Annotated in this window: 26 protein-coding genes and 1 tRNA gene; 10 read left to right on the top strand and 17 right to left on the bottom strand. The window is 69.6% G+C overall.

Going from position 1 to position 26,377, the window contains the following annotated elements; genetic code table 11:
• The first annotated feature begins 146 nt into the window (after positions 1 to 146).
• Positions 147 to 1,955 carry an MDR family MFS transporter gene (locus QRN26_RS02280; RefSeq protein WP_502927354.1) on the top strand — a complete coding sequence of 603 codons (1,809 nt, stop codon included), beginning with the start codon at positions 147 to 149 and terminating at the stop codon, positions 1,953 to 1,955.
• 17 nt (positions 1,956 to 1,972) lie between these two features.
• Positions 1,973 to 2,464, top strand: coding sequence for a MarR family winged helix-turn-helix transcriptional regulator (locus QRN26_RS02275; RefSeq protein WP_162235720.1), 492 nt, complete (start codon positions 1,973 to 1,975; stop codon positions 2,462 to 2,464).
• Positions 2,465 to 2,539: 75 nt separating this feature from the next.
• On the opposite strand, the gene QRN26_RS02270 is transcribed toward QRN26_RS02275, so the two are convergent.
• Positions 2,540 to 3,379: an NAD-dependent epimerase/dehydratase family protein gene (locus tag QRN26_RS02270; RefSeq protein WP_285035095.1), complete on the bottom strand. Its 840-nt coding sequence runs from the start codon at positions 3,377 to 3,379 to the stop codon at positions 2,540 to 2,542.
• Between the two features lie 106 nt (positions 3,380 to 3,485).
• On the opposite strand from QRN26_RS02270, the gene QRN26_RS02265 reads away from it, so the two are divergent.
• Entirely contained in the window at positions 3,486 to 3,746 is a 261-nt protein-coding gene (locus QRN26_RS02265) for a thioredoxin domain-containing protein (RefSeq protein WP_056014101.1), read from the top strand.
• Positions 3,747 to 3,804: 58 nt separating this feature from the next.
• Here QRN26_RS02265 and QRN26_RS02260 read toward each other — a convergent pair whose 3' ends face one another.
• The 4 genes from QRN26_RS02260 to QRN26_RS02245 are packed head-to-tail and all read right to left on the bottom strand — an operon-like array spanning position 3,805 to position 7,803.
• On the bottom strand, positions 3,805 to 4,839 hold the full coding sequence (locus tag QRN26_RS02260) for a sugar phosphate isomerase/epimerase family protein (RefSeq protein ID WP_056014099.1): 1,035 nt from the start codon (positions 4,837 to 4,839) through the stop codon (positions 3,805 to 3,807).
• On the bottom strand, positions 4,836 to 5,954 hold the full coding sequence (locus QRN26_RS02255; protein WP_056014699.1) for a Gfo/Idh/MocA family protein: 1,119 nt from the start codon (positions 5,952 to 5,954) through the stop codon (positions 4,836 to 4,838). The genes QRN26_RS02260 and QRN26_RS02255 overlap by 4 nt, the downstream gene beginning before the upstream one ends.
• Positions 5,951 to 7,060, bottom strand: a complete 1,110-nt coding sequence (locus QRN26_RS02250; protein ID WP_056014096.1) for a Gfo/Idh/MocA family protein — start codon at positions 7,058 to 7,060, stop codon at positions 5,951 to 5,953. The genes QRN26_RS02255 and QRN26_RS02250 overlap by 4 nt, the downstream gene beginning before the upstream one ends.
• Positions 7,057 to 7,803, bottom strand: coding sequence for a sugar phosphate isomerase/epimerase family protein (locus QRN26_RS02245; RefSeq protein ID WP_285035094.1), 747 nt, complete (start codon positions 7,801 to 7,803; stop codon positions 7,057 to 7,059). Before QRN26_RS02245 ends, QRN26_RS02250 begins: the two co-directional genes overlap by 4 nt.
• 154 nt (positions 7,804 to 7,957) lie before the next feature.
• Here QRN26_RS02245 and QRN26_RS02240 point away from each other — a divergent pair, with 154 nt between their 5' ends.
• Both QRN26_RS02240 and QRN26_RS02235 read left to right on the top strand, forming a co-directional pair.
• Positions 7,958 to 8,620 carry a YqaJ viral recombinase family protein gene (locus QRN26_RS02240; RefSeq protein WP_285035093.1) on the top strand — a complete coding sequence of 221 codons (663 nt, stop codon included), beginning with the start codon at positions 7,958 to 7,960 and terminating at the stop codon, positions 8,618 to 8,620.
• Between the two features lie 43 nt (positions 8,621 to 8,663).
• Positions 8,664 to 9,890, top strand: coding sequence for an ROK family transcriptional regulator (locus tag QRN26_RS02235; RefSeq protein WP_056014088.1), 1,227 nt, complete (start codon positions 8,664 to 8,666; stop codon positions 9,888 to 9,890).
• Here the strand turns inward: QRN26_RS02235 and QRN26_RS02230 are convergent.
• The gene (locus QRN26_RS02230) at positions 9,857 to 10,621 is read right to left on the bottom strand and encodes a DUF998 domain-containing protein (RefSeq protein WP_157605284.1); all 765 of its coding nucleotides are present in this window, start codon (positions 10,619 to 10,621) and stop codon (positions 9,857 to 9,859) included. The genes QRN26_RS02235 and QRN26_RS02230 overlap by 34 nt on opposite strands.
• A gap of 8 nt (positions 10,622 to 10,629) precedes the next feature.
• Positions 10,630 to 11,259 carry a Pr6Pr family membrane protein gene (locus tag QRN26_RS02225; protein WP_056014082.1) on the bottom strand — a complete coding sequence of 210 codons (630 nt, stop codon included), beginning with the start codon at positions 11,257 to 11,259 and terminating at the stop codon, positions 10,630 to 10,632.
• Between the two features lie 227 nt (positions 11,260 to 11,486).
• On the opposite strand from QRN26_RS02225, the gene QRN26_RS02220 reads away from it, so the two are divergent.
• Positions 11,487 to 12,515 (top strand): NADP-dependent oxidoreductase, encoded by a 1,029-nt coding sequence (locus tag QRN26_RS02220; RefSeq protein WP_502927353.1) that lies wholly within the window; start codon positions 11,487 to 11,489, stop codon positions 12,513 to 12,515.
• A 35-nt stretch (positions 12,516 to 12,550) separates the two neighbouring features.
• Here the strand turns inward: QRN26_RS02220 and QRN26_RS02215 are convergent, their stop codons facing one another.
• The 8 genes from QRN26_RS02215 to QRN26_RS02180 all read right to left on the bottom strand — a co-directional run bounded on the left by QRN26_RS02215 (position 12,551) and on the right by QRN26_RS02180 (position 18,244).
• Complete coding sequence (locus tag QRN26_RS02215; protein ID WP_285035092.1) at positions 12,551 to 13,084, bottom strand: GNAT family N-acetyltransferase; 534 nt, start codon at positions 13,082 to 13,084, stop codon at positions 12,551 to 12,553.
• Between the two features lie 102 nt (positions 13,085 to 13,186).
• Positions 13,187 to 13,876, bottom strand: a complete 690-nt coding sequence (gene rplA, locus QRN26_RS02210; protein ID WP_056014076.1) for a 50S ribosomal protein L1 — start codon at positions 13,874 to 13,876, stop codon at positions 13,187 to 13,189.
• Between the two features lie 115 nt (positions 13,877 to 13,991).
• Complete coding sequence (rplK, locus tag QRN26_RS02205; RefSeq protein ID WP_056014074.1) at positions 13,992 to 14,423, bottom strand: 50S ribosomal protein L11; 432 nt, start codon at positions 14,421 to 14,423, stop codon at positions 13,992 to 13,994.
• Between the two features lie 93 nt (positions 14,424 to 14,516).
• Positions 14,517 to 15,491: a transcription termination/antitermination protein NusG gene (gene nusG / locus QRN26_RS02200; RefSeq protein ID WP_056014071.1), complete on the bottom strand. Its 975-nt coding sequence runs from the start codon at positions 15,489 to 15,491 to the stop codon at positions 14,517 to 14,519.
• 138 nt (positions 15,492 to 15,629) lie between these two features.
• A complete protein-coding gene (secE, locus tag QRN26_RS02195; RefSeq protein ID WP_056014068.1) occupies positions 15,630 to 15,902 on the bottom strand; it encodes a preprotein translocase subunit SecE in 273 nt (90 codons plus the stop codon).
• 41 nt (positions 15,903 to 15,943) lie between these two features.
• Positions 15,944 to 16,016 (bottom strand) — tRNA-Trp (locus tag QRN26_RS02190).
• A 178-nt stretch (positions 16,017 to 16,194) separates the two neighbouring features.
• Positions 16,195 to 17,553, bottom strand: coding sequence for a LamG-like jellyroll fold domain-containing protein (locus QRN26_RS02185; protein WP_285035091.1), 1,359 nt, complete (start codon positions 17,551 to 17,553; stop codon positions 16,195 to 16,197).
• An 85-nt stretch (positions 17,554 to 17,638) separates the two neighbouring features.
• Positions 17,639 to 18,244, bottom strand: a complete 606-nt coding sequence (locus tag QRN26_RS02180; RefSeq protein WP_056014065.1) for a hypothetical protein — start codon at positions 18,242 to 18,244, stop codon at positions 17,639 to 17,641.
• 135 nt (positions 18,245 to 18,379) lie between these two features.
• On the opposite strand from QRN26_RS02180, the gene QRN26_RS02175 reads away from it, so the two are divergent.
• Positions 18,380 to 18,931 carry a DUF805 domain-containing protein gene (locus QRN26_RS02175; protein ID WP_285035090.1) on the top strand — a complete coding sequence of 184 codons (552 nt, stop codon included), beginning with the start codon at positions 18,380 to 18,382 and terminating at the stop codon, positions 18,929 to 18,931.
• Here the strand turns inward: QRN26_RS02175 and QRN26_RS02170 are convergent.
• Positions 18,909 to 20,168 (bottom strand): low temperature requirement protein A, encoded by a 1,260-nt coding sequence (locus QRN26_RS02170; protein ID WP_285035089.1) that lies wholly within the window; start codon positions 20,166 to 20,168, stop codon positions 18,909 to 18,911. The two genes, QRN26_RS02175 and QRN26_RS02170, sit on opposite strands and share 23 nt — an antisense overlap.
• Before the next feature lie 273 nt (positions 20,169 to 20,441).
• On the opposite strand from QRN26_RS02170, the gene QRN26_RS02165 reads away from it, so the two are divergent.
• Positions 20,442 to 21,515 carry an alkene reductase gene (locus tag QRN26_RS02165; protein ID WP_056014059.1) on the top strand — a complete coding sequence of 358 codons (1,074 nt, stop codon included), beginning with the start codon at positions 20,442 to 20,444 and terminating at the stop codon, positions 21,513 to 21,515.
• Between the two features lie 60 nt (positions 21,516 to 21,575).
• On the opposite strand, the gene QRN26_RS02160 is transcribed toward QRN26_RS02165, so the two are convergent.
• Complete coding sequence (locus QRN26_RS02160; RefSeq protein ID WP_285035088.1) at positions 21,576 to 23,072, bottom strand: helix-turn-helix transcriptional regulator; 1,497 nt, start codon at positions 23,070 to 23,072, stop codon at positions 21,576 to 21,578.
• A 149-nt stretch (positions 23,073 to 23,221) separates the two neighbouring features.
• On the opposite strand from QRN26_RS02160, the gene aceA reads away from it, so the two are divergent.
• Both aceA and aceB read left to right on the top strand, forming a co-directional pair.
• Entirely contained in the window at positions 23,222 to 24,568 is a 1,347-nt protein-coding gene (gene aceA / locus QRN26_RS02155) for an isocitrate lyase (protein WP_285035087.1), read from the top strand.
• A 46-nt stretch (positions 24,569 to 24,614) separates the two neighbouring features.
• Complete coding sequence (aceB, locus tag QRN26_RS02150) at positions 24,615 to 26,279, top strand: malate synthase A (protein ID WP_285035084.1); 1,665 nt, start codon at positions 24,615 to 24,617, stop codon at positions 26,277 to 26,279.
• Positions 26,280 to 26,377 lie beyond the last annotated feature (98 nt).

Here is a 26,377-nt window from a genome sequence, read left to right as displayed (position 1 = left end):
ACTCCCCGAGCCGCCCCTCCCCGGCCTCTGAGCCTGTCGAAGGGCCACGGGAATACCCCGCCGTCGCGATTGGTTGACACTGATCAACTACTTGTCATATAGTTGACGCATATCAACTACCTGACGTCATCACGATCGCGGAGCCCATGTCTACCAACACCACTGCAACCGTCACGCCCGGGCGGGCGGACAACGGCATGACGCATCGCCAGGTGCTCGAGGCCCTCTCCGGCCTCCTCCTCGGCATGTTCGTCTCGATCCTCGCCGGAACCGTCGTCTCCACCTCGCTCCCCCGCATCATCTCCGACCTGAACGGCGACCAGACCGCGTTCACCTGGGTCGTCACCGCGACCCTGCTCGCCACGACCGTCTCCACCCCGATCTGGGGCAAGTTCGCCGACCTCTTCAACCGCAAGCTGCTCATCCAGCTCGCCCTCGGGATCTTCGTCCTGGGTTCGGCACTCGCCGGCTTCTCGCAGGACACGGGCACGCTCATCGGCTTCCGCGTGCTCCAGGGCCTCGGCGCCGGCGGACTCACCGCGCTCAGCCAGATCATCATGGCCGACATCATCAGCCCGCGTGAACGCGGCCGCTACATGGGCCTCTTCGGCGCCGTGATGGCCGTCGGCACCGTCGGTGGCCCGCTCTTCGGCGGTCTCCTCACCGACTCCCTCGGCTGGCGCTGGAACTTCTTCGTCGGCGTCCCCTTCGCGATCGCGGCGATCTTCCTCCTGCAGCGCACGCTCCACCTGCCGAAGCGGACCATCGGCAAGGTCAAGATCGACTACCTCGGTGCCGCGCTCATCGCGGGCGGCGTCTCGCTGCTGCTCATCTGGGTCACGCTGGCCGGCACGCAGTTCGAGTGGGCGAGCTTCACCACGCTCGTCATGGTGGGCATCTCCGTCCTCCTGCTCGCCGCGGCCGTCATCGTCGAGATCAAGGTCGACGAGCCAATCATCCCCATGTCGCTCTTCAAGAACCGCACCTTCACCCTCGCGGTCATCGCGAGCATCTCGGTCGGTGTCGCGATGTTCGGCACCTCCGTCTTCCTCAGCCAGTACATGCAGCTGGCCCGCGGTGCCACGCCGACCGAGTCCGGTCTGCTGACCCTCCCGATGATCGGCGGTCTGCTGATCGCCTCCATCGTCGTCGGGCAGTTCATCTCCCGCTTCGGCCACTGGAAGCCGTACCTCATCGTCGGTTCCATCCTGCTCACCGTCGGCCTGTTCCTCATGAGCACGATCCACTACGACTCGAACTACCTGCTCGTCTCCGTCTACATGTTCGTGCTCGGCGCGGGCGTCGGCATGGTGATGCAGAACCTCGTGCTCGTGGTCCAGAACGACGTCCTGCCGCAGCAGCTGGGTACGGCGAGCGCCGGTGTCGCGTTCTTCCGCAGCCTCGGCGGCACGATCGGCGTGTCGGTCATGGGCTCGGTGCTCGCCACGAAGGTGACCGACATGCTGTCCGACCGCCAGGACGACCTGCAGGCGGCCATCGTCGCCCTCGGTGCTCCCGGTGCCAAGATCGCCGAGACGCTGTCGAGCGGCACGATCCCCAAGGTGAGCACCCTGCCGGAGTCGGTGCGGACGATCATCGAGTCGGTCTACGGGGACGCGGTCGCCGACATCTTCCTCGTCGCCGCGCCGCTCGCGATCCTCACGATCCTCGCCGTGATCTTCCTGCCGAACAAGAAGCTCGGTTCGAAGAACGCGGTGCAGCGCATGGCCGAGCAGGGTGGCGGGGAACCGGCACTCGTCGGCGCCGCCACCGGTTCCGTCTCGACCGCGAACGCATCGACCTCGACCCAGTCGTTCGCGACCGGTGCGCTCGACGTGGCCGAGGCCATGATCGGTGGCGAGGCCGACACGCGGCTGGAGCGCGGACGCGACGAGGACGTCGACTCGCGTGCCGACGCAGGCACCGGGGCGCACAGCCCCCGCCACGGTCGCTAGTCCGTACAATGCGAACGATGTCCATCGATCACGACGCCCAGGCCGGGCCGGCCGCTGCCGACGACGCAGCGGCCGGCACCGCGCACGATCTCGCGATCGGGGCGGTGGAGGAGCAGTTCGCCCTGCTCATCAATCGCATCCGCAACGGCATCCGTGATCGGGCCGAACGGATCTCCCCCGGACTCCAGCCGGCCGGCTACAAGCTGCTCAGCATGGTGTCGCGTTCCGGAGCGGTGCGTGCCGGTGCCCTGGCCGAGATGCTGGCGATCGACAAGAGCGCCGTGAGTCGGCTCGTCCACCAGCTCGAGACCCTCGGCCTCGTGACGAAGACGCCGGACCCGGAGGACGGCCGTGCGAGTCTCGTCGTCGCGACCGCCGAGGGCGAGCGCCGGATGGAGTCGACACGGGCCAACGACCAGGCGATGCTCTACCAGCAGCTCTCGTCCTGGGACGAGGCGGAGGTCCGCCGCCTGGCCGAGCTGCTCGCCAAGCTCAACGACACCCTCTGAAGTCCCGTTCTCAGGAGTCCTCCGGCGCGCCGGGCTCGCGAGCGGGCGACGCGCCGAGGAACTCCTGAGAACGGGTCAGCGCCAGCTGTGCTTCGGTTCGTAGCCGAGGACCTCGCGGGCATGGTCGATCGACAGCAGCGTCCCGTTGCCGGCGATGTCGCCGTTCACGGGGACCCCGGGGAAGACCTCGGCGACGAGCTCGGTGTTGTCGCGCGACATGACCGTGTCGGCCGCCGCGATGATGAAGCGGTCGAAGCCGGTGGCCTGGTGCTCGAGGGCGAGGCGCACGGCCTGCGCGCCGTCACGGCCGTCGATGTAGCCCCACAGGTTCCACTTGCGGAGCGTGGCGTCGGCGTCGAACGACGGGAACGCCGCGTAGTCGGCCTCGTCCATCACGTTCGAGAAGCGGAGGGCGATGATCTTGAGCTCGGGGTGCCACCGGGTGAGTTCGATCGCCAGCTGCTCCTCGAGGTGCTTCGACAGCGAGTACGTCGACTCGGGTCGGGCGGCGTAGGCCTCGTCGACGGGGATGTACGGCGGCGGGGTGTCGAACGGCAGACCCAGGACGGTCTCGCTCGACGCCGTGACGATGTTCGTGATGCCCGCCTTGATGGCGGCGTTGAACACGTTGTAGGTGCCGATGATGTTGTTCTGGAAGGTCGCCGTGTTCGTCGAGAGCCCTGGCGCGGGGATGGCGCTCAGGTGGACGACCGCGTCGAACCCGTCCGGCGCCTGCTCGTCGACCCCGGTGAGGGCGTCGAACACCTGCCCGGCGTCCCGCAGGTCGATGCGGACGAAGCCGTCACCGCGCTCCCCCGCCTGGTCGAAGTTGATCACCAGGTGGCCGTGTTCCCGAAGATGGCCGACCACTGTTCGCCCGAGCTTGCCCGAGCCTCCCGTCACTGCGATTCTCATGCGCCCATCCTGGTGCATCGGCCCGGAAAGCGGCGACGGGTTGACCGATCACCCAGGAACCGGCGACCGGCGGAATGACGGACGGCCGGTCGGCGTTGGACGAAGCGTGAAGCTCACCCTGTACACCTCCGCCTTCTGCGCCCCCTGCATGCAGGCTCGCGCCGTCCTGGCCGAGGTCCCGGCGCTCGTGGCCGGCGCCGTCGTCGAGGAGCGCGACGTCGCGTTCCGGTCCGCGGAGGCCGAAGCCGACGGCATCCGATCCACGCCGACCGTCATCATCACGAGCGACGACGGCACCGAGGTGTTCCGCGCCACCGGCGCACCCACGCTCAACCAGGTGCTCGTCGCCGCGGCGAAGGCGCTGTAGCCCGCCGACCGCCCTTCGACAGGCTCAGGGACCGGGTGGAAGCTCCAGGGACCGCGCCCTACTGCGTGCTGAACGCGGCGTCGAAGGACTGCTCGGGGAGCTTCCAGAGCAGCTTCCGGATGTACCCGACCGCCTCCTCGGCTCCGTGCAGGCGGTCCATGCCGGCATCCTCCCACTCGATGGAGATCGGTCCGGCGTAGCCGATGCTCGACAGGGCGCGGAACGCGTCCTCCCACGGCACGTCGCCGTGACCGGTCGACACGAAGTCCCAGCCACGACGCGGGTCACCCCAGGGCAGGTGCGAGCCGACGATGCCGGCGTGCCCGGTCGCCGGCCGGATCCGCGTGTCCTTGCAGTCGACGTGGTAGATGCGGTTCGCGAACTCGACGATGAAGCCGACGGGGTCGACGCCCTGCCACATCATGTGCGACGGGTCCCAGTTGAAGCCGAACGCGGGGCGGTGGTCGATCGCCTCGAGGGTGCGGACGCTCGTCCAGTAGTCGTAGGCGATCTCCGAGGGGTGCACCTCGTGGGCGAAGCGGACGCCCTCCGCGTCGAACACGTCGAGGATCGGGTTCCACCGGGTCGCGAAGTCCTCGTAGCCGGCGTCGATGACCGAGGCCGGGACGGGCGGGAACATCGCCGAGTACTGCCAGATCTTCGAGCCGGTGAAGCCGACGACCGTGTCGACGCCCAGCTTGCGGGCGACCCGGGCCGAGCGCTTCATGTCCTCGGCCGCGCGCTGCCGGACGCCCTCCGCGTCGCCGTCGCCCCAGGTGTAGTCGCGGACGATCGCCTGGTGGCGGAAGTCGATCGGGTCGTCGCACACCGCCTGCCCGGTGAGGTGGTTGGAGATCGCGAAAACCTCGAGCCCGTGCCGGTCGAGGATGTCGAGGCGCGACTGCAGGTAGGCGTCGTCCTCGTCGGCCCGCTTCAGGTCGAGGTGGTCGCCGGACGCCGCGATCTCGAGCCCGTCGTAGCCCCAGGACGCAGCCAGTCGCGCGACCTCCTCGAACGGGAGGTCGGCCCACTGCCCCGTGAACAGCGTCACGGGAAGTCGGCTCGCGTAGGGCTTGTCGGTGGTGTCGGTCATGCGGTGATCCTCGTCTCGTCATCGGTGGAGGTGGCGACCGGGGTCCAGGCGCCGGTGTCGGCGGCGTCCAGGACCGCCTCGGTGATGCGGGCGGCACGCAGGCCGTCCGCGAAGACGGGCAACCCGTCGGGGGCTTGCCCGGCCATCGCGGCGTAGCTGTCCGCGATGAAGGCGTTGAACGCGTCCTGGTAGCCCATCGGGTGGCCCGCCGGGATGATCGACAGCCGTGCGGCGTCCGGGTGCAGCTGGTCGGCGTCGCGCGGGAGCAGCTGCGTGCCGGAGCGGCGTCCCAACCACAGTGTCTCGGGGGCCTCCTGGTCGAAGCCGATGCTCAGCTCGGTGCCGGCGACCTCCAGGTGGAGACGGTTCTTCCGGCCGGGCGCGAGCTGTGAGACGAGCAGCGTCCCGATGGCCCCGCCGTCGAGGCGGATGACGACCGCGGCGGCGTCCTCGGTGGTGACCTCGGGGGTGTTCGCGCGCTCGGCGAAGAAGGTGCGGACCGTGGAGCTCAGCTCCGTGATGCGCGCCCCAGTGATGAACTCGATGAGGTCGACGAGATGCGACCCGATGTCCGCGAACGCGCGCGAGCGCCCGCCGGCAGCCGAGTCGACGCGCCAGTTGTCGTCCGTCTGCGCGAGCAGCCAGTCCTGCAGGTAGGACCCGCTGATGGTGAGCAGCGTCCCGAGGTCACCGGCCGCGACGCGCGCCCTGGCCTCGCGGACGAGCGGGTGGAACCGGTACACGAACGGCACGGTGCCGACGACGCCGGCCTCCGCGGCGGCGGTCACGAGCCGCTGCGCGGTCTCGGCGTCGGTCGCGAGCGGCTTCTCGCAGACGACGTGCTTGCCGGCGGCGATCGCCGCCAGGGCCTGCTCCGCGTGGAGGGCGTTGGGCGTGCAGACGTGGACCACGTCGACCGCCGGATCGGCGAGCACGGCGTCGAGCGACTCGTACCCGCGCTCGAACCCCAGCTCGCCGGCGACCTGACGCGACCGCTCGGGCGTCGAGGCGACGACGCCCACCAGCCGGGCACCCGCTGCGCGAGCCGCCCGGCTGTGGACGGTGGCCATGAAGCCACCGCCCACCACCGCGATGCCGGGAGCCGTCACGGTCATGCTCCGAGGGAACGGTCCGCCGGAGTCCACGCCTCGGGCAGCGCCGGAGCGAGTTCGACGGTGCTCACGACGTCTACCGAGGTGCGGCTGAGGCCGGACTCGGCGGTCGAGACCATGACGTCGAGCACGTGGTAGGCGAGCTCACCCGAAGCGCGCTCCGGGCGTCCGGCGCGGATCGCCTGCGCGAGTTCGACGACACCGGTCCCGCGACCCTGCGTGGGGCCGGTCGACGGGATGGACTCCGGCTCCTCGCCACCGCCGTAGACGAGCAGCTCGCCCTCGAAGGTGTTGGGGTCGGGGACGACGAGCGTCCCGGTGGAGCCGGCGACCTCGAACTGCGTCCGTCCGAGCTTCGAGTCGAAGCTGAACACGCTCTGCGCGAGCTGGCCGCTCTCGAACTCGAACAGGGCGCTCACGTGCGTCGGCACGGTCACGTCGAACGACTGTCCGGCGCGCGGACCGGAGCCGATGGTCCGCTGCGGGAACGCCTGCGAGGCCAACGCCGTGACGCGGGCGATCGGGCCGAACAGCTGCACGAGGGCGGTGATGTAGTACGGGCCGATGTCGAAGAGCGGGCCGGCACCGTCCTGAAACAGGAAGTCGGGGTTCGGGTGCCAGGACTCCGGGCCGGGGCTCTGCATGAGCGTCAGGGCCGTGAGCGGCTGGCCGATCCCGCCGGCCTCGACCAGACGGCGGGCGGACTGAATGCCGGCACCGAGGAAGGTGTCGGGCGCGGTCGCGACGCGGAGTCCCTTGGCGTTCGCAGCCTCGAGCAACGCCTGGCCGCTCTCGCGGTCGAGCGCGAAGGGCTTCTCGCTCCACACGTGCTTGCCGGCGTCGAGGATCTGCATGGCGACCTCGACGTGCACCTTCGGGATCGTCAGGTTGACGACGATCTCGATCTCGGGGTCGGCGAGGAGTTCGGCGACCGATCCGTGGCCGGGGACGCCGTACTTCTCGGCCTGCGTCTTCGCCCGCTCGAGGTCGAGGTCGGCGACGAAGCGGACGTCGAGGTCGGGGAAGGTGACGAGGTTGCTGAGGTACTGGTCGCTGATGACGCCGGCGCCGATGAGGCCGACACCGACCGTTCCGGTGTTGTCGCTCATGCCTGGACTCCGTTCGTGGTGAGGTAGGTGAAGCTCTGTTCGAGCCCCTGGAAGATGTCGCCGTCGAAGGCGTCGAACTCGACGACGCGCAACGCCTGCGGTGCTGCATTGATGATGTCGAGCACGGGGACGACACCGGCGCCCGCCGGCAGCTGCTTCATGGTGTCGCGCGAGGCGTCGCCGTCCTTGACGTGGATGAACCGCACCCGGTCGCCGATGGTGGCGAGGACGTCGACGGCGCGGCGGCCGCCGACCTCGACCCAGTAGGTGTCGACCTCGAACACGACCGCGGGGTCGGTGATGGTGGCGAGGTGTTCGAGCGGGCTCGTGCCGGCGACGTCGCCCTCGAGCTCCCACCAGTGGTTGTGGTACCCGACCTGCACCCCGTGGCCGGCGGCGACCTGGGCCGCTGCGTTGAGGTCGTCGGCGATCGAGGCGACCGAGTCCGCCGTGGCGAACCGCTCGACGGCGATCGCGGGGTCGATGAGGACGCCGACCTGCTGCTCGGCGGCCGCGCCGAAGACGGCCGAGAGGTCGATGCCCTCGTCGATGACCTTGCCGTGCGCGCTCGGGGTGACGAGGCCCGCATCGTGGATGTCCTGCAGACTCACGCCGGGACCGAAGCCGAACGGCTCCGCCTGACGGAATCCGATCTCGGTGAGGCGCTGCAGCGCAGCGGCACGGTCCGCGCTCAGCGGCTCCCGTACCGAGTAGAGCTGGACGGAGAGGTGGGAAGTCGACACGATGCTCCTCAATGATGATGGTGTCAGGCAGCCGCTGCTGCGTGATCCAGGCTAGCCACACTTCTGTCGGTGGTCAAACAAAAGTCCATCGCCCATCGTCGCTCGCTCGGCGACGAATACCGCCGGAGGCCGAAGTGTGCGGAACAATGGAGTCGTGAACTCAGCCCTGCTCTCCCGGATCGTCGCTGACTCCAGCGACCGCATCTCGTGGCTGCGGGCACGGTCGCGGGGGATCACCGCGACCGACGTCGCGACCCTCTCCACCCCGGCCTCCATCCAGCGCGCGGCCGACGCGAAGCTCGGCGGCACCGGATTCTCCGGGAACGCCTTCACCGACCACGGGCGTGCCCGCGAACCCGAGATCGCCCGCTGGGTCGCGGCGACCCACGGGATCAACCCCTCCTCGGCGCTCTTCCGGGCGGAGGTCGAGCACCGCCACCTCGCCACGCCCGACGGCATCGCCGTCACCGAACGTGGTGCCGTCGTCCTCGCGGAGATCAAGACCACGACGAAGTCCTGGCGCTCGATCCCGCGCAACTACCTGCGCCAGGTGTGGTGGCAGCAGTACGTGATCGGCGCGGAACGCACGCTCGTCGTCTGGGAGGAGCACAAGAACTTCGTCCCCATCGACGACGAGCCGCTCTGCCGCTGGGTGGAGCGCGACGACACCGAGATCGCGAAGCTCGTCGGCCTGGCGAACGCCCTCATCGACGAGCTGTACCACCGCACCAATCCGGCCGCCCGGCGCCCGGTCCTGCCGGAGCCCACTCCCGCCGCCCCGGCCCTCCGAGAGCCGCTGCTCAGCCTCGACTTCTGACGACAAGTCGACAGAAGTCGGTCGAGATGGTTGACTGTGCCCCATGAACGAGCCGCAACGCCCCTCCCCCGGAGCACCGGGCGCCGGCGACCTCTTCCAGCTCTTCCGGAGCGGTGAGGCGCGGACGAAGTCCGAACTCTGCACGCTCACGGGACTCGCGCGCTCCACCGTGTCCCTGCGCATCGACGCCCTCGTCGACGCCGACCTCCTCCGCCCGGCCGGGGAGGCCGCGTCCTCAGGGGGCCGCCCGCCGGCCCGGATCGCGTTCAACCCGCTGGCGCGCGTCGTGGTCGCCGTCGACCTCGGCGCGACGCACGGGACGGTCGCCGTCACCGACCTCGCCGGCTCCATCCTCGCGACGAGTCGAGCCGAACTCGAGATCTCCGCCGGCCCGGAACCCGTCCTGGACTGGGTCGTCGAGGCGGCGACCGCGCTCCTCGCCGACCCGCTCGCCTGGACGACGCCGCAACCCACCGCCCCGCTCGTCATCGGCGTCGGCGTCGGGCTGCCCGGTCCCGTCGAGCACTCCACCGGCCGCCCGACGAATCCGCCCATCATGCCCGGATGGGACCGCTTCGACGTGCCCGCCTACATCCGCCGGACGATCGACGTCCCGGTCCTCGTCGACAACGACGTCAACGTCCTCGCCCTCGGCGAGCACGCGATCTCCTGGCCGGACACGGACGACCTCGTGTACGTGAAGGTCTCGACGGGCATCGGTGCCGGCATCATCGCCGGTGGCGAGCTGCAGCGGGGCGCCCTCGGTGCCGCGGGTGACATCGGTCACGTCCAGGTTCCCGTCGGGCGCGACTCACCCCGGCCGGTCGACGACGAACGCGACCTCGAAGCCATCGCGAGCGGACCCGCGATCGCGACCGCGCTGCGCGCCCAGGGCGTCGAGGCCTCGAGCAGCCGCGACGTCGCCGCCCTCATCCGTGCAGGTGACCGCGCGGCGATCGAGACCACGCGGCAGGCCGGCCGCGAGATCGGCGAGGTCCTCAGCGTCGTCGTCAACCTCCTCAACCCCTCGGTGATCGTCCTCGGCGGCACCATGACCCGGGCGGGCGGTCATCTCCTCACCGGCGTCCGCGAGGTCGTCTACCGTCGCTCCATGCCCCTCGCCACCGGCCACCTCGGCATCGTCACGTCCACGGCCGGCGAGGAGGCCGGTGTCCTGGGAGCCGCGATCATGGTGCTCCGCGAAGCCCTGTCGGCGCCCGCCGTCGACGCGATGACTCAGCCGCGGAGCCCGGACGCCGTGTCGAACTGAGGTGCGTCCTCCTCCATCGAGGTGACGCCCCCGCCGTCGTCCGACCGCCCGACGGTGAGCGCCTCCGCCAGCCCGTACCCGACCAACCAGAGCAACGCGATCGTCATCGCCGCGAACTCCAACCAACTGCCCACCTGCTGCCCGATCTCTGCGAGCGACAGCAGACCGCCGATGCCGGCGACGACCGCGACGGCTGCACCGGCCACCCACGACACGCGCCGGACGACCCGGAGCCGGGCACCGATCGCGGAGCCGATCATGGCGAGGCAGGCGAGCGTGAATCCGAGGACCGCGAAGGAGATGTGCACCGCGTCCTGCACGGTGAACAGCGGGCTCGAGGGGATGGGGCACTCGTAGGTGCAGGTCACCTGCGAGGCGACGAAGAAGCAGACGCTCGAACCGGCGACGAGCAGCCAGGGGACGAGGACGCCTGCGATGCGGGACCGCTGCGGACGTCCACGGCCCGGGCGCGCCGCCCGCTGCAGGGCCACCGCGATGCTGAGACCACCGACCGCCACCATGAGGAGCGCCGCGTTGAACACGGGCGCCGTGACCTCGCCGGTGGCGCCGAGCCCGCTCACGTAGCTGTTCTTGGCCAGGCTGAGCCGCGCGGCCCAGATCAGGATCGCGGCGACCACGACGAGGACGCCACCGACGGTGGCGAACACGAGGGCGGGTCGGCGGCGGGCTCGCGAACGGGTGCCGGCGGCGAGGCCCGGCATGGACGACATCGTGCGACTCACCCTCGGATCAACCGGGTCCGACTGAGGGCGATCACCGCGCACCCCATGAGGCCGATGAATCCCGCGATGGCGATGATGTACACGATCACCGCGCCGACCCCGCCGGGCTGAGCCGGGTTGAGGAACGGGTACGGGTACCAACCGACGATCGCGCCACGGATCATCGTGTACACGGTCCAGACCAGCGGGAACGCGATGATCCCCCACACCTGCCGCCACTCCAGTCGGGACTTCCCGGGCGTGACGATCCAGACCACCACCAGATAGATCGGCGCGATGAGGTGCAACACCTCGTTCGACCACCCGAGGGTGTGTCCCTGGTCGAGCTGGATGCCGCGGAGCAACAGGTTGTAGACCACCCCGGTGGTCGCCATGTAGGTGACGACACTGCCGAGGAGGAGGTTGTACCAGGCGGGATCGCGTCGCATCCGGAAGCAGAAGCCGGCGCCGATCAGGAGCACGATCGCACTCAACGCGTTCGAGAGGATCGTGAAGTAGCTGAAGAAGTTCACGACGAAGTCCACCGGCGCATCGCCGAACGACAGCGTGTAGACGAACTGTCCGACGATCGCGGCGATGATCACCCCGCCGGCGAGGATCCTGATGACTCCGAACAGTGCACGCATGGCGCCACTGTATCGGACCGACCGCGCGGCCCCGCAGTACCCGACATCCGTCGTGTCCCTCGAGGTGGGGGAATCGTTTCCACCCAATTGACACCGCCGTAACAGCGCCGACTCATTCGGCGGCTTTGATGAGAACAGAGCCGGACCACGTGCCGGAGCGAGACTCGTCGCCGAGCCGACCTCCGTCGGGTGGAATGTTCGGGGGACGAACGACGAAGGAGTACCCGATGCGTCAAGGAGCCGGACACTCGTGGTCGCTGGCGACCACCACTGATGCGGTCAAGCCGGCACCGGAGCACATGCGGGCTGCGGTGATCGACACGGTCGGCAGCCCTGAGGTGTTCCACATGCAGACGATGCCGACGCCGAAGCCGGTTATGGCGGAGTTCCTCGTCCGCGTCGTCGCCGCCGGAGTGAACCCCATCGACGCGAAGACCCGGTCGGGGCGAGGCGTCTCCTCGGCCATCGCGACCATGCCGGCCGTCCTCGGATACGACTTCAGCGGCATCGTCGTGGAGTCTCCTTTCCCCGCAGCCGGCCTGCTCCCGGGCGACGAGGTCTACGGGATGACCGCGTTCCCGCGGACCGGCGGCAGTTACGCGGAGTACGTCGCCGTCTCCTCCCTGAGCCTCACGCGGAAGCCGACGACGCTCTCGCACGTCGAGGCCGCCGGGGTGCCCCTCGCCGCGCTCACCGCCTGGGGCATGGTCGTGGACGTCGCGAAAGCGCACGAGGGCCAGCGCATCCTGATCCACGCGGGCAGTGGTGGGGTCGGCCACTTCGCCGTCCAGTTCGCCGCCTACTTCGGAGCGCGGGTGATCGCCACCGGCTCCGGCCGGAACGTGGGCTGGTTGCGGGAACTGGGCGCGCACCAGGCCGTCGACCACGACGCCGTGCGGTTCGAGGACGTGGTCTCGGAGGTCGACGTCGTGATCGACCTCATCGGCAACACGGTCGACGACACGGGGACACGATCGCTGTCCGTCCTGCGTCCGGGCGGCCTCATCGTGAACGCGCCGACGGGGTCGTGGCCGACGCTGGTCGAGGATGCCCGAGCCGTCGGCGTCCGGGCCACGACGTTCCGGGTCGCCCCGGACGGCTCGACGCTCGACACCATCGGGCGTCTCCTCGAGTCCGGCGACGTCCGGGTCTTCGTCGACCAGGTGTTCGAGCTCGACGAGGTGCACCAGGCCCACACCGTCCTCGAGGGCGGTCATGCCAAGGGCAAGATCGTCCTGAAGGTCGCCGACGGCTGAGCCCGCCCTTCGACAGGCTCAGGGGCCGGGGTGGTTCACCCCGAGACCCGTTCCATCACGAAGTCGTCGTGCCGCTCGGAGCCGACGAGGAACGTCTTGCGGCCGACGACGACGAACCCGCTCTTCTCGTAGAAGCGGATCGCCCTCGCGTTCTGCTGGTTGACGCCGAGCCAGACCGAGGAGGCGCCGTGCTCGAGGGCGTCGTCGAGCGTCGCCTCCATGAGCACGCGGGCCACGCCGCCACCATGCCCGTCGGCGAGGACGTACAGCTTGCTGAGCTCCACCGTCGGCCGGGGCGTGACCACGGCGAGGACGTCCGGGTCGGTCGGCTCGCCGAACACGAGCATCGTGTATCCGATGGCCGTGCCGTCCTCGGCGAGCAGCAGGCGCACCGTCCGGTTGGTGCTTCCGAGGTACTCCTCGAAGTGTTCCAGGGTGAAGTGCTGCGCGATGAACGCATCGATGTCCGCCGGCGTCGTCCCCGGTGGGCACGCGAGCCCGAAGGTCGCGGCGGCGAGCGTGGAGAGCGTCGCCGCGTCGTCGGCGGTGGCGGGACGGGTGGAGACCATCCCCGCATCCTACGGGGTCGCCTGACGGTGGGAACGACGCTGCCGGCGGGAACGACGAAGGCCCGGTCGCACTGCTGCGACCGGGCCTTCGTACGGGTGTGACTAGATGGAGTTGACGTCCAGCGGGATGCCGGGGCCGAACGTGGTCGACACGGCGCCCTTCTGGATGTAGCGGCCCTTCGAGGAGGACGGCTTGAGGCGGAGGATCTCCTCGAGCGCGGTGTTGATGTTCTCCTCGAGCTGCGCGGCGTCGAACGAAGCCTTGCCCACGACGAAGTGCACGTTGGAGTGCTTGTCGACGCGGAACTCGATCTTTCCGCCCTTGATGTCGGACACGGCCTTGGCCACGTCCGGCGTCACGGTGCCGGTCTTCGGGTTCGGCATGAGGCCACGCGGACCGAGGACCTTTCCGAGACGGCCGACCTTACCCATGAGCTCCGGGGTCGAGACCGCGGAGTCGAAGGAGGTGTAGCCCTCGGCGACCTTGGCGATGAGCTCGTCGCCACCGACCTCGTCAGCGCCGGCCGCGATGGCGGCCTCTGCTGCCGGGCCCGTCGCGAAGACGATCACGCGGGCGGTCTTGCCCGTGCCGTGCGGGAGGATGACCGTGCCACGGACCATCTGGTCCGCCTTGCGCGGGTCGACACCGAGCTTGAGGGCGACCTCGACGGTGCTGTTGAACTTGGCGGAACCGGTCTCCTTGGCGAGAGCGACTGCCTCGTTCGGCGTGTAGAACTTGTCAGCCTCGATCTTCTCGACTGCGGCCCGGTAGGCCTTCGACTTCTGTGCCATGTGCGTTCTCCTATGAGAAATGTGGTCATCTGCGCCTGGCCGGCGCTGCCACGAGTGAAAAAAGAGTCGTGCGCGGGTGTGGCCTGGATGGCTCACCCGGTGCGGATCGGAAGGACTAGCCCTCGACCGTGATGCCCATGGAGCGGGCGGTGCCGGCGATGATCTTCGCGGCTGCGTCGATGTCGTTCGAGTTCAGGTCGGGAGCCTTCTGCTCGGCGATCTGACGGACCTGCTCCTTGGTGAGCTTCGCGACCTTGACGGTGTGCGGGGTACCGGAGCCCTTGGCGACGCCGGCGGCCTTCTTGATGAGCTCCGCTGCGGGCGGGGTCTTCAGGATGAAGGTGAACGAACGGTCCTCGTAGACGGTGATCTCGACGGGGATGACGTTGCCGCGCTGCGACTCGGTGGCCGCGTTGTACGCCTTGCAGAATTCCATGATGTTGACGCCGTGCTGACCAAGGGCGGGGCCGATGGGGGGAGCGGGGTTCGCGGCGCCGGCCTGGATCTGCAGCTTGATGAGACCCGTGACCTTCTTCTTCGGTGCCATGTTTCTTCCTTCTTCTGGGGTTCGAGCACCATCGGATGATGTGTGCTCTCCCGCGCGCCCGTCGGGCGGCGGTGGACTGGGGAGCCTGGTGGGCTAGAGCTTGGTGACCTGGTCGAAGCTGAGCTCGACCGGGGTCTCGCGCTCGAAGAGGGAGACGAGCACCGTGAGCTTGCCGCTCTCGGGCTTGATCTCGCTGATCGATCCGGGGAGACCCGCGAACGAGCCTTCCTTGATGGTGATCGTCTCGCCGATCTCGAAGTCGACCTCGGCGGGGATGACACGCTGCTGCGTGGCGCTGCCCTTCGTGCCGGAGCCCTTGGCGGGCGCGGTCTCCTTGACCTCGACGAGCGACTTCAGCATGTTGAAGGACTCTTCGAAGCGGAGGGGCGTCGGGTTGTGGGCGTTGCCCACGAAGCCGGTGACGCCAGGCGTGTGGCGGACGACCGACCAGCTGTCCTCGTTGAGGTCCATGCGCACGAGCACGTAGCCGGGGATCCGGACGCGCGTGACCATCTTGCGCTGACCGTTCTTGATCTCGACGACGTCCTCCATGGGGACCTCGACCTGGTAGATGTAGTCCGCGACCTCGAGCGTCGACTTGCGCTGCTCGATGTTGGCCTTCACCTTGCGCTCGAATCCGGCGTAGGAGTGGATGACGTACCACTTGCCCGGCAGGAAGCGGAGTTCCTTGCGGAAGGCGTCGTAGGGGTCTTCCTCGGTCTCTTCAGCGGGCTCGGCGTCGGCGTCCGCTTCGGCGTCGAGCGGCTCGGCCTCTTCCTCGGCGATGGCCTCGGCGGCTGCTTCGACCTCGGCGGCCTCGTCGAGCTCGAGCGCGTCGTCGACGACGGCGTCGGCCTCGGGGTCGACGGCTTCCGCCATCGCGTCGAGCATGGCGTCGAGGTCGACCTCGGTGTCGCCGGTCTCTTCGACGTGGACGGCGTTGTGCTCAGCGGGGTCGACGGAGTGCTCGTCGGCCGAGAGCACGTTGCCCTCCTGGGCCTCGTCGTCCTCCGAGGACTGCTCGGCAGCGGTTGCCCAGTCGACGTCGTTCGAGTTTCGCTCAGACACTGATTTCCATTCCGTTTCTGTTGTGCGGATCACGGTTGATCCCGGCCGCGGCGCCAGAGGCTGGCGCGTGACGGCGGTGTCGCCGTCGGTGATGATGGAGCCCGGGTACCGGGCCGGAGCACCGGAACCTGAGCGGGACTAACTCGCGGTGCCGAACACCAGGGTGACGACCCAGGCGAAGACGAAGTCGATGCCGTAGACGAGGGCCATCATGATGCAGACGAAGATGAGCACGACAGCCGTGTAGCTGAGGAGTTCCTTCCGCGTCGGCGTGACGACCTTCTTGAGTTCCGCGAAGACCTGCTTCAGGAACAGGACGATGCCCGAGAAGAAGCCGCGCCGTTCGGCACGGTCCGCCTTCGCCTTGACGACGACGTCCTCACCGGGCGTGTCGGTACTCTTCGGGGCCACTCGTTACACCTTTCGTGTGCCGGTGCATATGCACCGACTCGCAGGGCGGACAGGACTTGAACCTGCAACCTGCGGTTTTGGAGACCGCTGCTCTACCAATTGAGCCACCGCCCTTCAGCGCTGTTGCACTGGAGGGGTCGAATCTACCCCGACTTGCTGCACCGTGCCTGACATCACGAGGATGGAAAACAGGCGCAGAAAATCATGGCAGATTTCAACTACCTCCATCCAGTGTACGGCACGGCTGCCCGGCTGTAAAACCGGCGAGCGCCCTGCCCGCGGGACGTGTCGCTCACTGCCGGCCGGCGGCGGCGTGATCGTGCGCCTCCGTAGCCGAGAGGACCTGGTGGGAGATCGCGATCGTGTCGAGGTCTCCGACGAACCAGGAGGACGTCGGGGCGTTCGGCCAGTCCGCGGGCACCTCGTCGAAGCCGATCCGCCAGTACCCCAGCATCTCCCCCGTGAGCGCGGCCGGATCGGTCCCCACGAGGTCGCCGTCGAGGTACAGCGCCATGCCCGTCTCCGGCGACGACGTCGCTGCGACGTGGTGCCAAGCGCCGTCGGCGACGGACTCCGAGGTGGTGATGGCGTGCACACCCGTGTTCAGGATGCCGAAGTTCAGGTGCCCGTCCGGCCCGATGTAGACGTGCCGGTCACTGACCGCGGACCCCGCCCCGTTCTGGTTCCCGAAGCCCAGCACCTCCCCCTGCGCCTGACTGGTCCGGAACCAGCCCTCGAGACTGAACGCGAGCGGGGCGACGGCCGGCATGTTCATCGTGATCTGCGTGCGGCTCGAGCCGTCCAGGCGGACGAACGGGCTGTCGCCACACCCACCCGCGACCCGTGAGGCCTCGCTGCCGAGTGAGGCGGCCCACGGCCCGGTGCCGTGGTTGATCACCGCGGTCCCCGTCGGCTCGTTGAAGTCGAACTGGATCACCGGCGCGCTGAGCGGCGCGTTGAAGCAGGAGAAGGTGCCCGCGGCGAGACGGTTCCCGGCCGCCTCGGTGCTCGCCGCCCACGTCGCTCCGGCCGTCGGCAGGACGGACGAGACGGCGAGCGCCGCAGCGAGCGCCGCGCCGGCGATGGGGAGTGCGGCGCGGAGCGGATGCTGCGGCGATCGGGCTCCGCCCTCCTCGTCGAGGAGTCGGCGCGTCCCGAGGACGGCGCCACCGACCCCCACCGCGAGGAGACCGGTGAGCGCGAGCGGCACCCAGTCCCCGGCTCGCGCCCAGACGGTCGGAAGGCCGATGAAGGGCACCCGGAGGACGGCGACCCCACGCACGGCCGCGTCGTCGACCAGGAGTCGATCCGGCTGCCGATTGGCATCACCCTGCAAGCGCAGACCGCCGGCCTCCCGATCCACCACCCGGTGGAGGAGGAGTGACCCGTCGGTGGCCGGATCGTCGACGAGCACCACCTGACCGCTGCTCACGTCCTTGCCGTCGATCGGCATCGAGACGACGACGTCGCCGGTGAGGATGCGCGGTTCCATCGAGCCGGAGGCCACCGTGGTCGGCATCCAGCCCGCGAGCCTCGGTACCGCGGCCCACGCGAGGAGGCACAGCGCGAGCAGGGCGAGGACACGGGCGCCGAGTGCGACGACGGTGAGCACCTGCGGCCAGAGGCGCCGGCGGAGCGATGTGTCGTTCACGAGGAGTCCAGGGGTGTCGAGGGCGGCGGGTGGAGGAGGCGACGGCGGGCGCCCTCGGTCTCGGACCGAGGGCATCCCGGTCGGGTCAGGACGTGGCCGTGCGACCCTCCCAGACGAGGTCGACGGTGGCGGATCCGCCCTGGACCGTGTTGGGGGCGTCGGCGGTCAGCGTGTAGGAGACCTTGAAGACACGCTCCTCGCCACCACCGGCGGACGCCCACGAGCCGATCCCTGAGGCGTGGTCGACGGCGGCGGAGGCGAGAGCTGCCAGGGTGCCGCTGTAGACGGTGGCGCCCGACGCCGCCGGGACGAAGTCCTCGCAGGACCCGTACCCGCCGCCCTCGCCTTGCACGATCTCGAGCCGGAGGTACTGGTCGAGACCCTTCTCCTGAACGGCGTTGTCGGCGTAGAGACGGATGTCCGACTCGAGCGATCCGTCGGAGGTGATCGCGATGCAGTTCTCGCCGACCGAACCGGGCTGGAGGTCCTCGGCGGCGAACATGGCCGCGCCGGAGTCGTCGTCGGAGAGCGCGATCGATCCGGCACTCCAGGCGTTGCCGGGGTTGTCGGTCGAAGACGTGAAGGCGGAGTAGGACGCGGTCGAGACGATGACGCCGCTCGCCAGGACGGCGACGGGCAGTGCAGCCCAGCGGACGAGGCGGCGGGAGCGGGGGGACAGAACGGTGGTCATGGGGATTCTCCAGAGTCGGGCCGAGATCGGCTTGGGTTGTTGGTATTAATATTTCACATGTGCAACTGAAATACAACACCTGCTGGAGATTTGATAGCGTGGGGATCGTCAAGACGGATTCGACCTCGGGGGACGATGAGCAGCGCAGACGAACACGGACCGACCACGACCGGCGCGGACGGCGAGCACGACCGCCGGATCCCTGCGCGCTTCGCGGACGACAGCCCGCTTCCGGGAGCCTCACCGCTCCAGGCCTTCGGCAGATTCTGGGCGCGCTACCCGATCTTCACGGGACGCGCGAGCCGCAGTGAGTTCTGGTGGTGGACGCTCCTCAACGCGGTGATCGCCCTGGCACTCCTGGCCATCGGGCGGGCCGTCGACGTCTCCACCGGCATGACCTCGGGGTTCTGGGAGGGCGACCTCTCCGAAGGGCCGGCCTGGGGTGCCCAGAGCGTCCTGTACGGGATCTGGGGACTCGCGACGATCATCCCCGGCCTGTCGCTCGGCGCCCGACGCATGCACGACACCGATCACAGCGGGTGGTGGCAGCTGATCGCCCTGGTCCCGATCTTCGGGTGGTTCTTCTTCATCTGGCTCGCCGCACAACCGAGCGACGAGGGTGGCGCACGGTACGACACCGGGCCGCACCGTGACGCCGAGCGGATCAGGCCGACTCCCCCGAAGTGACCCGCCGCGTCGGGCGGACCGCATCGGTGAGCGCGGCCACGACGAGCGCCGCGGTGCAGAGGCACCCGAGGGCGAGCTCGCCCAGGTTCGGCACGAAGAGGGCGGCGAGCGCACAACCGGCGAGCGCGGCGAGCCCGACGAGCGGGGCGACCGGCAGGGCTCGGTCGACGACGAAGCGGAACAGCAGGAGGCCGACGAGGTACAGCACCGGGCCACCGACGATGACGACGCCTCCGGCGAGCTCGACCGCGGCGGCCGGCCGGTCGAGGATCTCCTTGTCTCCCACCGAGACGAGCACGATCCCGGCCACGATGACGACATGGGCGTAGCTGTAGCCGTCTCGCGCGATGCGTCCGACACGACCCGGACCGCGGCGTGCGGGCTGATGGTCCCTCGCTCGGTCGGCCTCCTCCTCGGCGGCCTCCACCGCGTGTCGCCCCACGGCCTCGGTGCGGTGGAAGTACAGCCACCACAGGGCGGCGGCGGAGACGAAGGCGCTCAGCATCGCGACGACCGCCTCGGGTGAGGTCTCGAGTTCGACGAACGCGAACCCGGTGACGAGCAGCGATTCACCGATGGCGATGATGATGAACAGGGACGCCCGCTCCGAGAGGTGCGCGCCGGAGAGGTCCCAGCTCTCGACCTCCGACCGTTGCATGCCCGGGAGGCGGAAGCCGAGCGCCCCACCGCCGTACTCGATGGCGACCGCCGCCACCCAGAGCGGGAGCTGCCACTCGGAGGGCACCAGGGCGCCCGCGATCCAGAAGACCCCGGCGAGCGCCGCCCAGACGAGGACGCGGGCGAAACTCAGGGCGACGTCGCGGTCGTGCCGCCAGGTCGCGACCACCATGAAGAGGGTGCGGATGAGCTGCAGCACGACGTACGCGACCGCGAACGCCAGCGCGCGGTCCGCGAAGGACGCCGAGACCGAGACCGCAGCCACGAAGGCGAGCAGTCCGAAGCCGATGAGGGCGAGCCGTACGGCGAGGCGTTCCGGGTCGAGCCAGTTCGTCACCCAGCTCGTCGAGACCCAGGACCACCACAGCGCGAGGATGAGGACGACCGACTCGAGCGCCGCGGTCACGCTCTGGTCGTCGGCGATGAGCTTGCTCAACTGGGTGAGCGCGAAGACGAAGACGAGGTCGAAGAAGAGCTCGACGAAGGTCACGCGCTCGGCGCGCTCGCCCGACTCCGGACGGCGGAGGTCTGCGGCGAGACCGAATCGAGGGGCTGGCATCTCCGTATCCTGACAGGCTTCGCCAGGATCGCCCGCCAGGCGGGACCCCAATGGGACCCGGTACCGACGCCTCCCCCTCGGATTCGTCGGTACCGGGCCGTGCTCGCCGCGAGCTGCGGGGACAGAGCTCGACGAGCACGCATTGAGCTTAGCGACTGGAATGCGAGAAGCACAAGGTTCAGAAGCCTCATCGGAATACCGGTCCATGATCCAGGGTTGCCTCCTGAGGCTGCGTCGTCCGCGCACCGCACCCCCACGAAAGGCACCACCCGCATGGATCTCTTCGCCCCCGTCCGTCTCGGCGACCTCGAACTCGCCAACCGCGTCGTCATGGCACCGCTCACGCGGATGCGTTCCGGTGCCGACGGCGTCCCCGGCGACCTCGTCGCCGAGCACTACGGACAGCGCGCGGGCCTCGGCCTCATCATCACCGAAGGCACCTACCCGAGCGCCGAGTCGCGTTCCTACCCGGGGCAGCCGGGGATCGTCACCCCCGAGCAGGTCGCCGGCTGGCGAGGTGTCGCCGACGCCGTGCACGGCGCGGGCGGTCTCATCGTCATGCAGCTCATGAACGGCGGCCGGGTCTCGCACACCGACATCACCGGGACCGACCGCATCGTCGCGCCGAGCGCCATCGCGATCACCGGCGAGGTCCGCACCCCGGCCGGCGCACAGCCCTACCCGGTGCCGCACGCCCTGACGACCGAGGAGCTCGACACGGTCCGCGACGAGTTCGTCCAGGCCGCCCGCAACGCGATCGAGGCCGGGCTCGACGGCGTCGAACTCCACGCCGCCAACGGCTACCTGCTCCACGAGTTCCTCTCCCCCGTCTCCAACGTGCGCACGGACCGCGCCGGCGGAAGCCCTGAGGCCCGCGCCGGGTACGTCGCGGAGGTCGTCCGCGCCGTGGCCGAGGCCGTCGGCGCAGCACGCGTCGGCATCCGCATCTCCCCGATGAACGGTGCCGGCGACACGGCGGAGACCGACGAGGCCGACGTCCGCGCCACCTACGGTTCGCTGCTCGACGCCCTGGCCCCCCTCGGGCTCGCCTACCTCAGCATCCTCCACGAGGAGCCAGCCGGCGCACTCGTGCAGGACCTGCGCGGTCACTTCGGCGGCAACCTCATCGTGAACAGCGGCTTCGGCACCGTCACGACCCGCGAAGAGGCGATCGCGCTCGTCGAGCACGCACACGCCGACGCCGTCGCCGTCGGTCGTCTCGCCATCGCGAACCCGGACCTCGTCGAGCGCTGGGCCGGCGAGCACGAGGAGAACACGCCGAACCCCGCGACCTTCTACGGCCCCGGCGCCGAGGGCTACACCGACTACCCGCGCCTCGCGAGCTGATCCGCTCGAGGTGAGGCGCCTCGTCGTTCCGCGGACCGCGGCGTGACGAGGCGCCTCAGCTCACTCCACTTCAGGTGGGGCGTGGGCCTCCAGGAACTCGTACACCTCGACGGGGTCGACCCCGGGGAACGAGCCCGTCGGCAGAGCCGCGAGCAGACTCGTCGGGGTCCGCGCCGCCGGCCAGGCCTGCCCGGCCCAGCGTTCGACGAGCGCCGGTGACGCTCGACGACAGCACCGCTCGTCCGGGCAGTTCGACGTGGCCCGATGCGGCGTCTCGCGGCCTCGGAACCACTTGACGTGCGCGAACGGCACCCCGACACTCACCGAGTACTCCCCCTCCTTCGCCCGCTCGAGGCGCGAGGTGCACCAGAAGGTGCCGGTGTCCATGTCCGTGTACTGGTACCAGGGGCTGAAGCGGTCCTCGACGTCGAAGACCGTCCTGGCCGTCCAGTTGCGGCAGACCGGCGAGCCCTCCACCGCACCGAGGACGTCGGAGGGGAAGGTCACTCCGTCGTTCTCGTACGCCTTGATGATCGTCCCCGACTCGTGCACCTTCATGAAGTGCACCGGGAGACCGAGATGCTTCGTCGCGAGGTTCGTGAACCGGTGTGCGGCCGTCTCGTAGGACACGGCGAACGCGTCGCGCAGGTCCTCCATCGAGATGCGTCGCAGCTGCTTCGCCGCGCCGAGCACCCGGACGGCGTCACGCTCAGGCAGCAGCAGCGCGGCCGTCAGATAGTTGGTCTCGACGCGCTGCCGCAGAAAGTCGGCGTAGTTTCTCGGCTCCTCATGTCCGCAGAGGTGACTGGCGAACGCCTGCAGGATGGGTGACCGCGAGTCGCGCGACACCGACGGCTCGGTCGGCAGGTAGATCCGTCCGTTCCGCCGATCGGTGACCGACCGTGTCGAATGCGGCAGGTCGGAGACCGAGTGGAGCGAGAACCCGAGGTACTGCGCCATCTCCGAGACGGTCTGGTGCGAGACCGGTCCACCCGTGTAGCCGACGGCGTCGAGGAGCCCCTTCGCGACGGCCTCGAGCTCGGGGAAGTAGTTGTCGGCGGCCCGCATGTCCGCGCGCAGGGCCACGTTCGCCCGGCGCGCCTCCTCCGGCGTCGCCGCCCGTTCACGATGCAATCTGGCGACCTCGTCGTGGAGCGCGAGGACGGCACGCAGGGTCTCGTCGGCCGTTCCCCGTGAAACACGGATGGGCGTGATCCCGAGCGCGGAGAAGACCGTGCCCCGTTGTGCCCGCTCGACGGCGATCTCCAGGGCGGCCCGCTCGCTCGGCGGCTCGTCGCGGAGGAGGTCGTCGACCGTGGTGTCGACGGCCGCCGCGATGAGGCGGAGCGTCGCCAGGCTCGGCTCGCGGTGCCCGTTCTCGACGGCCGACGCCTGCGACGGAGCGCGGTCCATCGCGCGGGCGAGGTCGTCGAGCGTGAGTCCGGCGCGCAGGCGGGCGTCACGGATCCGACGCCCGAGGACGAGGGCGTCGGCGTGGGCGGGGGCGGCGTCGCCAGGGGAGGCGGAGCCGGGTGGAGCAGCGACGGTGCTGGTCATGGGGATCATGCTCACACGGCCCGTTAGTTCCGGCAACCAGAAGGTCGGCCGTTCTTCTGCTCACGGATCACGGTCATCGAGGTTCCGGCGGGCACAGGATCGGTCCCACAGCATCTCCAGACCGACCGCATCCGACCTCAGGAGCCACCGTGAGCAACGCCGCCACCAGCCCATCCGACCACCGCAGCCCGCTCCGTGCCGGCGACCAGACGCAGACCGCCGAGGAGCTGCAGGAGGAGTGGGACACCGACCCGCGCTGGGACGGCGTCCGCCGTGACTACACCGCGGCCGACGTCATCCGCCTCCGCGGCGGCGTCCGCGAGGAACCGACCCTCGCCCGTCGGGGCGCCGAGCGACTGTGGAACCTCCTCCACACCGAGGAGTGGGTGCCGGCTCTCGGAGCCCTCACCGGCAACCAGGCCGTCCAGCAGGTCAGGGCAGGCCTCAAGGCCATCTACCTCTCCGGTTGGCAGGTCGCTGCCGACGCGAACCTGTCCGGACAGACCTACCCCGATCAGAGCCTCTACCCGTCGAACTCGGTGCCCGCGGTCGTCCGCCGGATCAACAACGCCCTCCTGCGAGCCGAACAGATCGACTTCGCCGAGGCACCCCTCGGCGAAGCCCCGCGACGGGAGGCGATCGACTGGCTCGCCCCGATCGTCGCCGACGCGGAAGCGGGCTTCGGCGGCCCACTGAACGCCTACGAGCTCATGTCCGGCATGATCCAGGCCGGCGCGGCAGGCGTCCACTGGGAGGACCAGCTCGCGGCCGAGAAGAAGTGCGGCCACATGGGCGGCAAAGTCCTCGTGCCGACGGGCCAGCACATCCGGACGCTCAACGCGGCACGCCTCGCGGCCGACGTCGCCGGTGTCCCCACGGTCGTCATCGCCCGCACCGACGCACTCGCCGCCACGCTGATCACGAGCGACATCGACGAACGCGACCAGCCGTTCCTGAACGGGAACCGCACCCCGGAGGGCTTCTACGAGGTGGAGAACGGCATCGGTCCGGTGCTCGCCCGCGGCCTCGCCTACGCGGAGTACGCCGACCTCCTCTGGGTCGAATCGGCGGAACCCGACCTCGACCTCGCCCGTCGCTTCGCCGAGGCCGTCCACGAACGGTTCCCCGGTAAGCAGCTCGCCTACAACTGCTCCCCGTCGTTCAACTGGCGGTCGCACCTCGACGACGCGCAGATCGCATCCTTCCAGCGCGAACTCGCCGCGATGGGGTACGCCTTCCAGTTCATCACCCTCGCCGGCTTCCACGCCCTCAACCACTCGATGTTCACGCTGGCGAGCGACTACCGGGAGCGGGCGATGAGCGCGTACGTCGACCTCCAGGAGGCCGAGTTCGCCTCGGCCGCCCACGGCTACACCGCCACGAAGCACCAGCGGGAGGTCGGCACCGGCTACTTCGACCTGGTCGCGACCGCACTCAACCCCGGCAGCGCCACCCTCGCCCTCGCCGGATCGACCGAGGAACAGCAGTTCCACTGAGCCCTGCCCCACCCATCACCACCTCCATCCGAAACGGAGTCACCCCATGAACACCATCCTCGCCTCCCCACCCACGCCCACCACGGCACCGGTTCCGACGAAGCGCACCGGCCCCGCCATCGAGGTGGTCGGTCGACGCCTCGACCGCTCCGAGGAGATCCTCACGCCGGACGCCCTCGCCTTCCTCGCCGAGCTGCACCAGCGGTTCGCGGGCGCCCGGCACGACCGCCTCGCCGAGCGCATGCGCCGACGATTCGAGATCGGCAACGGCCGTGACCCGAAGTTCCGCGACGACACCGCCGCGATCCGTGGAGACGCCTCCTGGCGGGTCGCCGGCGCCGGTCCCGGCCTCGAGGACCGCCGGGTCGAGATCACCGGACCGACCGATCCGAAGATGACCATCAACGCGCTCAACTCCGGCGCGGACGTCTGGCTCGCCGATCAGGAGGACGCGACCAGCCCGACCTGGGCCAACGTCATCGGCGGGCAGCTCTCACTCCGCGACGCGATCCGCGGCGAGCTGACGTTCACGAACGAGGCCGGCAAGGAGTACCGCGTCACGGCGACCGAGACCCCCACGATCGTCATGCGCCCGCGCGGCTGGCACCTGGTCGAGAAGCACCTGCGCTTCGTCGACCGCACGGGCGCCTCCATGGCGGCGTCCGGGAGTCTCATCGACTACGGCCTGTACGTGTTCCACAACGCCGAGGCCCTCATCGCCTCGGGTCGGGGGCCGTACTTCTACCTCCCGAAGCTGGAGTCGAGCGAGGAGGCGAAGCTCTGGGACGACGTCTTCACCTTCACGGAGGAGCGCCTGGGACTGGTGCACGGCACGATCCGTGCGACCGTCCTCATCGAGACGCTGCCGGCGGCGTTCGAGATGGACGAGATCCTGTTCGCGCTCCGAGACCACTGCGCCGGGCTGAACGCCGGACGGTGGGACTACATCTTCTCGATCATCAAGCACTACCGCGGTCGCGGTGCCCGCTTCGTCCTCCCCGACCGGAGCGAGGTCACGATGACGGTGCCCTTCATGCGGGCGTACACCGAGTTGCTCGTGCAGAGCTGTCACCGCCGCGGCGCGCACGCGATCGGCGGCATGTCGGCCTTCATCCCGAACAGCCGGGACCCGGAGGCCACGGCGCTGGCCATCGAGAAGGTCTCGGCCGACAAGCGACGGGAGGCGGCCGACGGGTTCGACGGGACCTGGGTGGCGCACCCGGGACTCATCCGGGCCGCGCGGGACGAGTTCGACGCGATCCTCGGCGAACGCCCGAACCAACTGGACCGACTGCGGGAGGACGTGTCGGTCACCCCGGCGCAGCTCCTCGACGTGCGCATCGGTCGTGCCGTCACCGACACCGGCCTCCGCGACAACGTGTCGATCACGGTCCGCTACCTCGACTCCTGGCTGCGCGGGGTCGGCGCGGCGGCCATCGACGGACTGATGGAGGACGCCGCGACGGCGGAGATCAGCCGCTCGCAGATCTGGCAGTGGATCCACCAGGACGTCGCGACGGACGACGGCCGGCCGATCACGCGCGAGCGGGTCGAGGGCCTCGTCGACGAGCTGCTCGCCTCGCTCCCCCGGACCGCCGAGGACCGCTTCGACGACGCCGCCGAGCTGTTCCGCGAGGTGGCGCTCCGCGACGAGTTCCCGACCTTCCTCACCGTGCCGGCGTACACCCGCCACCTGGTCGACCCGGCGTAGGTGCGCGACGTCCAGCGCTCCTGCCCGCCGCTCGTCGTCGGAAGCCGCCCGGAATCCTTCCGGGGACCGACGGCGAGCGGCGGTGCATCCGTGCTCTG

The organism is Plantibacter sp. ME-Dv--P-095 (assembly GCF_030209365.1).
In the GTDB taxonomy this organism is placed as follows: domain Bacteria; phylum Actinomycetota; class Actinomycetes; order Actinomycetales; family Microbacteriaceae; genus Plantibacter.
This window is presented reverse-complemented; position numbering and strand designations above follow the sequence as displayed.